Annotated in this window: 10 protein-coding genes; 2 read left to right on the top strand and 8 right to left on the bottom strand. The window is 61.8% G+C overall.

Annotated features, from left to right (window positions below; all coding sequences use genetic code 11):
- Window positions 1-129 precede the first annotated feature (129 nt).
- The 6 genes from ACK56M_RS00820 to ACK56M_RS00795 form a co-directional block, all read right to left on the bottom strand.
- A complete protein-coding gene (locus tag ACK56M_RS00820) occupies window positions 130-1,359 on the bottom strand; it encodes a nucleoside recognition domain-containing protein (RefSeq protein ID WP_054572512.1) in 1,230 nt (409 codons plus the stop codon).
- Window positions 1,360-1,630: 271 nt separating this feature from the next.
- Entirely contained in the window at window positions 1,631-2,959 is a 1,329-nt protein-coding gene (gene gltP, locus ACK56M_RS00815; RefSeq protein ID WP_191472031.1) for a glutamate/aspartate:proton symporter GltP, read from the bottom strand.
- A 743-nt stretch (window positions 2,960-3,702) separates the two neighbouring features.
- A complete protein-coding gene (locus tag ACK56M_RS00810) occupies window positions 3,703-4,173 on the bottom strand; it encodes an inhibitor of vertebrate lysozyme family protein (RefSeq protein ID WP_015268488.1) in 471 nt (156 codons plus the stop codon).
- 2 nt (window positions 4,174-4,175) lie between these two features.
- The gene (locus tag ACK56M_RS00805; protein ID WP_003252966.1) at window positions 4,176-4,337 is read right to left on the bottom strand and encodes a DUF1328 domain-containing protein; all 162 of its coding nucleotides are present in this window, start codon (window positions 4,335-4,337) and stop codon (window positions 4,176-4,178) included.
- 41 nt (window positions 4,338-4,378) lie between these two features.
- On the bottom strand, window positions 4,379-4,669 hold the full coding sequence (locus ACK56M_RS00800) for a hypothetical protein (protein ID WP_015268487.1): 291 nt from the start codon (window positions 4,667-4,669) through the stop codon (window positions 4,379-4,381).
- A 174-nt stretch (window positions 4,670-4,843) separates the two neighbouring features.
- The gene (locus ACK56M_RS00795) at window positions 4,844-5,665 is read right to left on the bottom strand and encodes a BON domain-containing protein (protein WP_015268486.1); all 822 of its coding nucleotides are present in this window, start codon (window positions 5,663-5,665) and stop codon (window positions 4,844-4,846) included.
- 211 nt (window positions 5,666-5,876) lie between these two features.
- Between ACK56M_RS00795 and algB the strand changes: the two genes are divergently transcribed.
- Window positions 5,877-7,223, top strand: a complete 1,347-nt coding sequence (algB, locus tag ACK56M_RS00790) for a sigma-54-dependent response regulator transcription factor AlgB (protein ID WP_015268485.1) — start codon at window positions 5,877-5,879, stop codon at window positions 7,221-7,223.
- Window positions 7,220-9,001, top strand: coding sequence for a KinB sensor domain-containing domain (locus ACK56M_RS00785; protein ID WP_015268484.1), 1,782 nt, complete (start codon window positions 7,220-7,222; stop codon window positions 8,999-9,001). Before algB ends, ACK56M_RS00785 begins: the two co-directional genes overlap by 4 nt.
- 40 nt (window positions 9,002-9,041) lie before the next feature.
- Here ACK56M_RS00785 and ACK56M_RS00780 read toward each other — a convergent pair whose 3' ends face one another.
- On the bottom strand, window positions 9,042-10,646 hold the full coding sequence (locus ACK56M_RS00780) for an EAL domain-containing protein (RefSeq protein ID WP_015268483.1): 1,605 nt from the start codon (window positions 10,644-10,646) through the stop codon (window positions 9,042-9,044).
- Between the two features lie 122 nt (window positions 10,647-10,768).
- A complete protein-coding gene (locus tag ACK56M_RS00775; protein ID WP_013970322.1) occupies window positions 10,769-11,557 on the bottom strand; it encodes an N-acetylmuramoyl-L-alanine amidase in 789 nt (262 codons plus the stop codon).
- Window positions 11,558-11,617 lie beyond the last annotated feature (60 nt).

Genomic DNA, 11,617 nt, shown 5'->3' with positions numbered 1-11,617 from the left:
TTCTATCTCCTGTCAGGGCCTCATCGCCGGCAAGCCAGCTCCCACAGGTACTTCGCATGCCTTGAAGTCTGTGAGGTCAAGGTGGGAGCTGGCTTGCCGGCGATGGGCCGCAAAGCGGCCCCAAAAAGGTCAGGCGAAAAACCAGTAACAGACGAAGATCGCCGCGATCACACCGGAAAACTCCGCCAGTAAGGCGCAGCCGACGGCATGGCGCACGCGCTGGATACCCACCGCACCGAAGTACACCGCCAGCACGTAGAAAGTGGTTTCGGTACTCCCTTGAATCGTCGCTGCCACCAGCGCCGGGAAGCTGTCCACACCGTGGGTCTGCATGGTCTCGATCAGCATCGCCCGCGCCGCACTGCCGGAGAACGGTTTGACCAGCGCCGTGGGCAAGCCCTCGACGAAGCGGGTGTCCAGGCCCAGCCCAGTCACCGCATGACGAATACCGTCCAAAGCCAGCTCCAGGGCGCCTGAGGCCCGCAATACACCCACCGCCACCAGCATCGCCACCAGGTAAGGCAACAGGCCCTTGGCCACATCGAAACCTTCCTTGGCGCCTTCGACAAAGGCTTCATACACCTTCACCCGCTTCAAGGCGCCGATCACCAGGAACAGGGTGATCACACCAAACAACGTGAGGTTGCCCAAGATCGACGACAGGCTGGCCAGCGCGGCCGCCGAAAGGGTACCGAGAAAGGCCATGAAGCCGCCCAGCAGCAAGGCACCGGGAATCAGGTAGGCAAGCACTACCGGGTCCCACAGGCGCAGGCGCTGCATCACTGCCACCGACAGCAGGCCGACCATGGTGGAGACGCTGGTGGCCAGCAGGATTGGCAGGAACACCATGGTCGGGTCCGCCGCACCTTGCTGGGCCCGATACATGAAGATGGTCACAGGCAGCAGGGTCAACGACGATGCGTTGAGCACAAGGAACAGGATCTGCGCGTTGCTCGCCGTGGTACTGCTGGGGTTCAACTCCTGCAGCGCGCGCATGGCCTTCAGGCCGATCGGCGTGGCGGCGTTGTCCAGCCCCAGGCCGTTGGCGGCGAAGTTCATGGTGATCAGGCCCAGGGCCGGGTGGCCGGGCGGAACTTCCGGCATCAGCCGGGCAAACAGCGGGCCGAGCACCTTGGCCAGCCACTCGACGATGCCAGCCTTCTCGGCGATCTTGAGAAAGCCCAGCCACAGGGTCAGCGTGCCGAACAACAGCACCATCACCTCGACCGACAACTTGGCCATGGCGAATATGCTCTCGACCATCGCCGCGAAGATGCCGGCGTTGCCGCCTATTAGCCATTGGGCCAGGGCGGACACTGCCGCCACCAGGAAAAAGCCAAGCCAAAGGCCGTTGAGCATCCGTGTGTTCCCCCTGAAAAATGCCCGAATGATAGCGTATCGGGGCCTGTGACTGGCGATCGCGATCCTTTGTAGGAGCGGCCTTGTGTCGCGAAAGGGGTGCCCAGCGCCCCCCAAGATTTCAGCTCCGCTGCACAAATTGCCGGGGCCGCTCTGCGGCCCTTTCGCGACACAAGGCCGCTCCTACAAGGGTTCGCAATTGGCTCCCAAGATCTCACAGGCAACAAAAAGCCCCGACAAGTCGGGGCTTTTGGTCAAACAGCAGTCAGGCTCAGCGCTTGGCAGCTTCGCCAACCATGGCCACTTCCTGCTTGCCGGCCATCAGCGAGGCGTAGTACTTCTCGCCCTTGGCGGCGTCGTACATGCCTTCCCAGCGCGCGATGACCAGGGCTGCCAGGGCGTTGCCCACAACGTTCAAGGCGGTACGGGCCATGTCCATGATGCGGTCGACACCGGCGATGAAGGCCAGGCCTTCCAGCGGGATACCCACGCTGCCCAGGGTGGCCAGCAGCACCACGAAAGAAACACCCGGTACGCCAGCGATACCCTTGGAGGTGACCATCAGGGTCAGCACCAGCAGCAGCTGCTGGCTCCACGACAGATCGATACCGTACAGCTGGGCAATGAAGATGGCCGCGATGCTCTGGTACAGGGTCGAGCCGTCGAGGTTGAACGAGTAGCCGGTCGGTACCACAAACGAGCAGATCGACTTCGGCGCACCGTACTTCTCCATCTTCTCGATCACGCGCGGCAGCACGGTTTCCGAGCTGGAGGTGGAGTAAGCGAGAATCAGCTCATCTTTCATGATGCGCATGATCTTGATCACCGAGAAGCCGAACAGGCGGGCAACCAGGCCCAGCACCATGAAGGCGAAGAAGGCGATGGCGAAGTACACCAGTACCACCAGCTTGGCCAGCGGCAGCAGCGAGCTGAACCCGAAGTTGGCCACGGTCACGGCGATCAGGGCGAACACGCCGATAGGGGCGTAGTTCATGATCATGTGGGTGACCTTGAACATGGTCTCGGAAACCGCCTGGAAAGTACGCACCAGCGGGTCGCGCAGCTCTGCCTGCAGGCTCGACAGACCCAGGCCGAACATCACCGAGAAGAAGATGATCGGCAGCATTTCGCCACGCATCAGCGCTGCGAAGATGTTCGACGGGATCAGGTTCAGCAGGGTTTCGATGAACGCATGCTCATGCTGCACCTCGGCCGCGGTAGCCTGGTACTTGGAGATGTCCACTGTACCCAGGGTGCTCATGTCGATGCCGGCGCCCGGGTGGAACAGGTTGGCCAACACCAGGCCGACGACGATGGCGATGGTGGTCACCACTTCGAAGTAGATGATGGTCTTCAGGCCGATGCTGCCCAGTTTCTTCGCGTCGCCAACCCCGGCGATACCCACGATCAGCGACGAAATCACGATCGGGACGACGATCATCTTGATCAGGCGAATGAAGATGTCACCAGCGGGCTGGAGGACGTTGCTGATCCACCATGCCTTTTCTGCACTGAAATGATTCAGTAGAGCGCCGATTGCAACACCCAGGACCAGACCGATGACGATCTGCCAGGCGAGGCTCAGTTTTGCCTTCTTCATGTCTTTACCCTTTGTTCTAGTGGTCATGGGCACCCAACGGAAACGCGCGTAACAGAGCCGTTGGCTAGGTCACGGGCAGCAGCTGCTTCCGTCCGGCGACTTCATGTAAGGACACCGCAGGCGAGCGACAGGGCGCTCGGCCGGCGAAAAAGGCGGCAACTATTGCGATGGCAAAGGGGGAAATCTAATGCCTGAAGCGCATGGCCCATGCCGCTTATGCATAACGTTTCTGACCAGAACGAGAGGTTCGCAAGTGCTTGATTTACAACGTTCGGAATCCCGAACAAGACCAAACCGCCATATTTAGGCAGATTTGGCAGGGTAAAAAGAACAGGGGCGATGGCTTGTTCGACAATCCGAATGGCCGAAATGCCACTTGAACAAGCGCCGAGCTGATCGAAAAAAATTGATGTGCGGTCGAGACAAAATGTGTCTCGAAGAGGAAATCGCGCAGGGAAGAGACGTTTCCTACATGGCTCCTCGGAAGTCAGGTCTGGTCAGATGCCCCTATGGCACCGCCGACCTGAAACTTCCGATTCCGCCGTTCCTGACCCGGCCCATGGCTGGAGGCACTCCCTGTACCCCTAGGCCACTCCGATCCTGCAACAATCAGAACAGCCCGGCCCCTTGGTCATGTGCAGCCCCTCCTCGGGGCGGCGCATCATAGAAGGCTGAAATATAGACAGGTTCAGCTTCTATTACGTGACAGTGCATGACCTTTCATCCGTACCGGCTACAAACGCTCAGTACCAGTTCGGGTCACGCTTGAGCTGCTCCTGCAGCATTGCCTTCATGCCGTCATCCGGCTCACCCAGCCAGCGGTACTGCGCGTGGCGGGTGGGCGACTTGTCGTTCGGCAGACCTTCGGGCACCTCCACGAGCATCCCGTAGGCATCATCCTTGTCCCAGCTGAACGCCACGATCAGGCGCTTGTAGGTGCAGTTGTCCTGGCCTTCGCACAACGGGCCGACCAGGTACTTGTCGCCGTCTTCGGTGACGGCAGACATCTGCTGCTGGGAACTGCCGGTCAGATTGACCACCCAGTCAGGCAGGCGTTCCTCGCCTTTGATCGTGTCCTGCCAGGTTCCCCTGTACTCCGGGTCCGAGCCGAGCAACTGGTCGACCCGGACCTGGCCGTCATTGGCCGCCATCGCCGCCGCACTGCCACCCAGTAACAGGGCGGCAGCCAGGGCTGTCCAACGCTTCCTGCCCATCTTCAACCTCGTCCACGTCCAAAGAAGAAGGAGGCTACGAACAGCACCAGGAAGACAATGAACAGAATCTTCGCGATACCCGTGGCAGCGCCCGCGATACCACCGAAGCCCAGTACGGCGGCGACAATGGCGATGATGAGGAAAGTGATAGCCCAACTCAGCATGGTGGTTCTCCTTTCTTTTTCGGAATCGGTTCAACCGGCGGTCAGAACACCCAGCGGTCCTGGGGTACGACATTTTCCAAGGTGCCCGGTGACGCACTGGCCTGGCCGGTTGGCAGCGGGTCGGCGGCCTTGACCAGGGTGTTGGCACGGGTTGCCTGAATGTGCGTCAACAGGGCGGTCTGCGCCGCCACTTGCTCGGCCAGGCGCGCGGTCTGCCAGCTGTAATAGAAGAGGCCAGCGGCCAAAGTCAGTACCAGCGCCAGGCCGAGTGACAACACCTGGCGCAGGGGCAGTGCGGCGCTCTGCAAGCGGTTGACGGATTGGCAGTTCATGCCGGCTCCTCCTGCTGTAATTCTTGTTCAAACCTGAATAAGTAATTGCAGCCTGCATGCCAGCCTTTTGAATCAAATAAAATCCTTTCAAATCAAGTAGTTACACATAAAGGCGATAATCGACAGGGACGTATCCTGCACGATGCCTTCCGTGGGGTCGTGCGAATTGCACGATCAACCTTCGATCTTGGTCGCCACCTTGAGCAGGTCGGCATCCACCCCGCGCACGCCGATGATCTGCCTAGCGATTTCCACGGCGATGGTTTTTTGCTCGCTGCTGACCACTTCGCCTGAAAGCCGAACCAGCCCCTCTTCGCTGGCCACTTTCAGGTTCAGGCCATCGAGGTTGCGGCTGAAGCGGTAGCTGTTCTGGATCTTGTCGATGATCCAGCTATCACTCGGCTGCGGCCCGGTCGGCAGCCCAACCGGAGCTTCCCGGGCCTTGGCCATGGCGGCGGTATCGAGGCTGACCAGGTTGTTGACCAGGTGTACGCCCTCGGTGGTGCGCGCCACCACGCCGGCCAGCTCCTTGGCCTCGGCACTGTCGACCTTGCCGCGCAGGGTCACCACACCTTCGCTGCTCTGTACATCTATAGGTGCCTTCTCGGTTATGCGGCTCCATAGCAGCCGAGCACGGATCACGGCGGCCAGGGTGGCATCCTCCAGGCGCTGGGCGTAGGCACGCAACGCCAGCGGGCGCTCCACCAGCTGGGCATTGACCCGCAGTTGGTTGTCAACCTGCTCGATGCCACGGGTAGCCAGAGCCACATGCTCTGCCAGCTGGCGCTCGACGTCGTTCTCCACCTCACCGGAAAGCCGCGCCTGCTTGCCATCCACCTCGACCTGAATACGGAACGGGTCGAGCATGCGGTTCAGCGACAGGGCAGTTTGCAGGGCCCCCTCCAGGCGGGCGTCTTGCACCGGATCGGCGAATACCGGCGTGAACACCGGTAGCAGTGTGGCTGCCAACATGGCGGCTCGGATGGAAAAGCGCATGGCAGTGCCTCCTTTTGTAGGCAAAAACTGAAAATCCTCGCAACCAATGTGCCACCGTGCGCCTCTAAGAAAATCATCTGGATAGCGCGGCCTCCACGCGCTGATTGGCCAGTGGCTAGCATGCAAAGGACAGGTTCCTTCACAATGGACCATGCAACTTGCCCGATTTTTCCCACACTAAATGAAGATCTTTCCTAAAGGAGCGCAGCACATGGAGTCAGCCCAGGACAACCAAGGCCGCATTCTGCTGGTGGATGACGAGTCCGCGATCCTGCGCACCTTCCGCTACTGCCTGGAGGACGAGGGCTACAATGTGGCAACGGCCAACAGCGCCGCCCAGGCCGAAGCCTTGCTGCAGCGCCAAGTATTCGACCTGTGCTTCCTCGATTTGCGCCTGGGCGAGGACAACGGCCTCGATGTGCTGGCGCAGATGCGTATCCAGGCCCCCTGGATGCGGGTGGTGATCGTCACCGCGCACTCAGCGATCGATACGGCGGTAGACGCGATCCAGGCCGGCGCCGCCGATTACCTGGTAAAGCCGTGCAGCCCCGACCAGCTGCGCCTGGCTACCGCCAAACAGTTGGAAGTGCGCCAGCTTTCCGCGCGACTGGAGGCCCTGGAAGGTGAAGTGCGCAAACCCAAGGACGGCCTCGACTCGCACAGCCCGGCCATGATGGCGGTACTGGAAACCGCCCGCCAGGTCGCTACCACCGACGCCAACATCCTCATCCTTGGCGAGTCGGGCACAGGTAAAGGTGAACTGGCCCGGGCCATCCACGGCTGGAGCAAGCGCGCGCGCAAATCCTGCGTGACCATCAACTGCCCGTCACTGAACGCCGAGCTGATGGAAAGCGAGTTGTTCGGCCACACCCGCGGCGCCTTCACCGGCGCCAGCGAAAGCACCCTGGGGCGAGTCAACCAGGCAGATGGGGGCACGCTGTTCCTCGACGAGATCGGCGATTTCCCGCTGACCTTGCAGCCCAAACTGCTGCGTTTCATCCAGGACAAGGAATACGAGCGCGTCGGCGACCCGGTCACCCGTCGCGCCGATGTGCGTATCCTCGCCGCCACCAACCTCAACCTCGAAGAGATGGTGCGTGAGAGCCGTTTCCGCGAAGACCTGCTGTATCGCCTGAACGTCATCACTTTGCACCTGCCGCCGCTGCGCGAGCGCAGTGAAGACATCCTGACCTTGGCCGACCGCTTTCTCGCCCGCTTCGTCAAGGAATACTCTCGGCCTGCGCGCGGCTTCAGTGATGAAGCCCGCACAGCCCTGCTCAACTACCGCTGGCCCGGCAACATTCGCGAACTGCGTAACGTGGTGGAGCGGGCCAGTATCATCTGCCCGCAGGAACGCGTGGAAATCAGCCACCTGGGCATGGGCGAGCAGCCTGCTGGTAACGCCCCTCGCATAGGCGCCGCGCTGAGCCTTGATGAGCTGGAGCGCGCCCACATTGGCGCGGTGCTGGCCGCCAGTGACACCCTTGACCAGGCCGCCAAGACCCTGGGGATCGATGCATCCACCCTGTACCGCAAGCGCAAGCAGTACAACCTATGAAATGGCCGCCCATGAAGCTGCGCACGCGGCTTTTCCTCAGCATTTCGGCGCTGGTCACCGTGGCCCTGCTCGGGCTGCTGCTGGGCCTGGTCAGCGTGCTGCAAATGGCCACGGTGCAGCAGCGACTGGTGCGCGATACTACCCACACCTTGGAAATAGGGCTGAAGCTGCGCCAGAACCTTGGCGAACAGTTGACTCTGATCCTCGATGACGAGACCGCCCCGGAAAACCTGCGGCTGCTGCAAGACAACTTCCAGACCCTGCTGAACCAAGGCCTGGACCAAGGTGGCGAGCGCACCGGCTTCAGCAAGGCCAGCAGCAATTACCAGGCCTTCCTCCAGGCCTACCGCGACAGCCCGGCGCCCTCCCGCAGCATGGGCGTTGACCAACCACTCGGGGCCGCGTTCAACCAGGTCCGCACCGATCTGATCGATTCCCACAAGCAGGCCTTGGAGCACATCACCCGCAGCGAGGAACACACCCGCGCCCACGCCCTCCTGGTCAGCGGCGTACTCGGCCTGATGGGTTTGGTGGTACTGGTACTGGGCTTCATCACTGCGCACAACATCGCCCGGCGCTTCGGTCAGCCGATCGAAGCATTGGCTAAAGCGGCCGACCAACTCGGCAAGGGCGATTTCGACGTCACCCTGCCGGTCACACAGGCCACCGAACTGAACCAGCTCACCCGCCGCTTCGGCCTGATGGCCGATGCCTTGCGCAAGCACCAGGCCACCAACGTCGATGAACTGCTGGCTGGCCAGCAACGCTTGCAGGCCGTGCTGGACAGCATCGACGATGGCCTGCTGATCATTGATCGCCAGGGCCGCCTGGAACACCTCAACCCGGTGGCGCAGCGCCAGCTGGGCTGGACCGACAGCCGCGCCGGCAGCAGCCTGGCCGAAGCCCTGCAGCGCCCGGAACTGGAACAGCAGCTACGGCAGGTACTGCGCGGCGGCAACCTCGACCGCCAGCCAGACGACCTGAACATGGACGTCGATGACGAAACGCGCCTGCTCGCCTACAGCCTGACCCCGGTCAGCCACCCGCAAGGGCCGATACTTGGCGCAGTGATGGTGCTGCATGATGTAACCGAGCAGCGCGCCTTCGAACGCGTGCGCAGCGAGTTCGTGCTGCGCGCTTCCCACGAGTTGCGCACCCCGGTGACTGGCATGCACATGGCCTTCGGTCTGTTGCGCGAGCGGCTCAAGTTCCCGCCAGAGGCGCGCGAGCATGACCTGCTGGAGACCATCGGCGAGGAAATGCAGCGCCTGACCCAGTTGATCAACGACCTGCTCAACTTCAGCCGCTACCAGAGCGGGATGCAGAAGCTCGAGCTGGCTCCCTGCGCCATAGACGAACTGCTGGAACGTGCACAACATCGCTTTGCCGAGCCAGCGGCGAACAAGCAGATCGAGTTGATCACGGAGCTGGAACCGCCGCTACCGCGTATCCAGGCCGATGTCGCCCAACTCGACCGGGTGCTGGACAACCTGTTGCACAATGCCATCCGCCATACCGCCAGCGGCGGTCGTATCCGCCTGCATGCACGACGGCATGCGGAGCGGGTCATCATCAGTGTCGAGGATAACGGCGAAGGCATTGCCTATGGGCAACAGGGGCGCATCTTCGAGCCCTTCGTGCAGGTAGGGCGCAAGAAAGGCGGCGCGGGGCTGGGGTTGGCGCTGTGCAAAGAGATCGTGCAGCTGCATGGCGGGCGCATGGGCGTGTTTTCCCGACCGGGGCAGGGGACCCAGTTCTACATGGCACTACCGGTCTGAATGTACCCTGCCCCCGGCCCCATCTTCGGTGCCGGATCAGTCAATGCTCAACCCGCCGCGGCAGCCGACCTCGAGTCACCAGTTCGGCAAACTGCCGGGCATTCAGTGGCCGGGCAAAAAGCCAGCCCTGGCCATAATTGACCCCTTCGCTGTTCAGCAGCACCGCTTGGTCTTCACACTCGATTCCTTCGGCAATCACCCGCAGGTGCAGGTCGTGAGCCATGCGAATGATATGCGGGGCAACACCGCTACTGGCGGCGTCGTGCCCCAAGGCATCGATAAACGCCTTGTCGATCTTCAGGCAGTCCACTGGCAGGGTTTGCAGGTACGCCAGGCTGCAATAGCCAGTCCCAAAATCGTCGATCAGCACTTGATGCCCCACTGCGCGCAGCGCCTGGAGGTTGTCGCGGGCCACAACCACATCGATCAGGCCGCGCTCGGTCACCTCGAAGGCGATCTGGCTGGCCGACACACGGTGCAAGGCCAGCAAGCGTGCCGCCACCCGCCCGATGCGCGGCACCATCACATCACAGGCCGCCAGATTCACCGAAATGTACAAGTTGGGGTGCGAGCGCAGTAGCTGCCCTAGCTGTTCCAGCACACGCTGCAGGACAAAGTCCGTGATCTGGCGAATCTGCCCGGTGTTTTCCGCCAAAGGGATGAACAGGTCCGGGCTGGTCAGGGTACCGTCCGGGCGGCGCCAGCGCACCAGAGCCTCGGCCCCGACACAGCGTCGGCTGTCGAGCTCGAAGATCGGCTGGTAGAGCACCTGCAGTTCGCCGCGACGCAAAGCATTCTGCAATTCCGAGCTCATCGACCGCCGCTGCAGGATCAGTTGCAGTACCAGCCAGCCGATGCAACAGGCCGCCAGTACACTGCCGGGGAACAGAAGCCAGAGCATGCCGTTCATCCTCAACGGCAGGCTCGCCCGCGGGGCGATCAGCACCAACTGGTAGTCCGGTGACTTGGTCGGCATTCGGTAGATCAGTCGATCGCTGAGTTCAAGCAGCGACTTGTGGCTGGTTGACCAGGCCGAAGGAGGCGGCCATACCTGCGGTGGGCCCAGCACGGGGATGGCCCGGGCACCGTTGTCCAACACCACCACCAGGCTGCCGCCCGGGGGCAAGTCGACCACATCGGTCAGGTGCCCACGAGAGGTGGATACCACGAACTTGCCCCTCCCAAGCATCAGCGCGGCCAGGTTCTCGTTCGGCTCGGTCGTGGTATTCAGCCAGTAGCTGTAGGTCGGCCCTTGAATGTCGGGGGCGCGCAGGGGTTCGAACGCCCGCTCATCACCGCGGTTTGAGCAGGCCACATCTCCATCCACGTACGCCGCTTCATAAATGAAGCGGGAACTCAGGCCTACCTGCTGCAATGCCGTCAGCATCGCCGGGCTGCAGCCGCGCAAGGGTTGCGCCTGCAGCAGGTCGACCCCTTCGCGCAACTGGCCGAACACCTGCTCGAGGCGCTCCAGAAAGCGTTCGCCCTGGGCGTTCATCTGTGCACTCTCGCTTTGCTTCATCTGTTGCAGGGCAATGCCGATGCTTGCAGAAAGCAACAGTGCCGCGCTGGCCAGTGCTGCCAACGTGGCCAGCATCCAGGGACGGTAAAAAATTTGGCGCAGCAAGGCGATGAGGGCTGACATCGAGGGCATCCAGTTGATTACTAGGTTATAGCAACTGAATCAGGAATCACCTTTGCCGTTTGGCGCTTCGCTACAAGCGCCGAAGGCCGCTCCTAAACAAGAGCCCGTCTCACCTTGGCAGATCAACGCATCCGGTTGAGCACCTGCAGCATCGCCGCCGTCTGCGCATCCGGCATGCCATCGAAGCGCTGCGGGCGGAAACGCATCTGGAAGGCGGCGATCACATGGCGGGTGGCAACATCAAGTACCCCAGTCTGCTCGATCGCATAGCCAAACCGCGCCAGCTCCTGCTGGTACCAGCCAACGCTCGGCGGGTTGACGCTGAAATAGGCTTGCTGCCGTGCCACGGCAGTTGCATCCGGCCAGACACCCAATCCGGCGTCGGCCAGGCGTTTCCACGGAAATAGCGGCCCCGGGTCAAGCTTGCGCAGCGGCGCGATATCGCTGTGGCCAATGATGTGCCGTGGCTCGATGTTGTTACGCTTGACGATGTCCTTGAGCAGCGCGATCAGCGACTGGACCTGCGCTTCGCTGTAAGGGTGCCAGACCCGCCCATTCGGCGTGTCGGTGAAGCCCGGGTTGACGATTTCGATACCGATGGACGAGGAGTTCAGCCAGGTCCGCCCCTGCCACTGGCTATCACCGGCATGCCAGGCGCGGCGGCTTTCATCCACCAGCTGGTACACCGTCGCCGGGCCGTCACCAATCAGATAGTGGCTGCTGACTTCCCCATGGGTCAGCAACGCCAGGGAACGCTCCAGCGAAGCATTGGTGTAGTGCAGGACAACGAACTGGATGCGGTTGTCCTGGTTGATCGAAGGGTGGCTACGGTCGATGCGCAGGCCGGTCGAGCAACCGGCGACAGACAACAGCAGGAAGGAAATCAGGGTTTTTTTAAGCGTGGAAAGCACGTCAGTGGCCTCAGCGTATGAGCGCTACAGTATAACGTGCTCCCCAAGGGCCGTGCTTGC

The organism is Pseudomonas sp. s4, from assembly GCF_046764235.1.
Taxonomy (GTDB): Bacteria; Pseudomonadota; Gammaproteobacteria; order Pseudomonadales; family Pseudomonadaceae; genus Aquipseudomonas; species Aquipseudomonas asiatica.
The sequence above is the reverse complement of the archived record's forward strand: the minus strand, read 5'-3'. Positions and strand labels throughout refer to the sequence as shown.

What these genes read in the sequence shown, in the direction of transcription:
- ACK56M_RS00820 (WP_054572512.1), bottom strand. Translation starts at nt 1,359, where the DNA reads ATGCTCAACGGCCTTTGGCTTGGCTTTTTCCTGGTGGCGGCAGTGTCC.
- ACK56M_RS00780 (WP_015268483.1), bottom strand. Translation starts at nt 10,646, where the DNA reads ATGTCAGCCCTCATCGCCTTGCTGCGCCAAATTTTTTACCGTCCCTGG.
- algB (WP_015268485.1), top strand. Translation starts at nt 5,877, where the DNA reads ATGGAGTCAGCCCAGGACAACCAAGGCCGCATTCTGCTGGTGGATGAC.
- gltP (WP_191472031.1), bottom strand. Translation starts at nt 2,959, where the DNA reads ATGAAGAAGGCAAAACTGAGCCTCGCCTGGCAGATCGTCATCGGTCTG.
- ACK56M_RS00805 (WP_003252966.1), bottom strand. Translation starts at nt 4,337, where the DNA reads ATGCTGAGTTGGGCTATCACTTTCCTCATCATCGCCATTGTCGCCGCC.
- ACK56M_RS00785 (WP_015268484.1), top strand. Translation starts at nt 7,220, where the DNA reads ATGAAATGGCCGCCCATGAAGCTGCGCACGCGGCTTTTCCTCAGCATT.
- ACK56M_RS00795 (WP_015268486.1), bottom strand. Translation starts at nt 5,665, where the DNA reads ATGCGCTTTTCCATCCGAGCCGCCATGTTGGCAGCCACACTGCTACCG.
- ACK56M_RS00810 (WP_015268488.1), bottom strand. Translation starts at nt 4,173, where the DNA reads ATGGGCAGGAAGCGTTGGACAGCCCTGGCTGCCGCCCTGTTACTGGGT.
- ACK56M_RS00800 (WP_015268487.1), bottom strand. Translation starts at nt 4,669, where the DNA reads ATGAACTGCCAATCCGTCAACCGCTTGCAGAGCGCCGCACTGCCCCTG.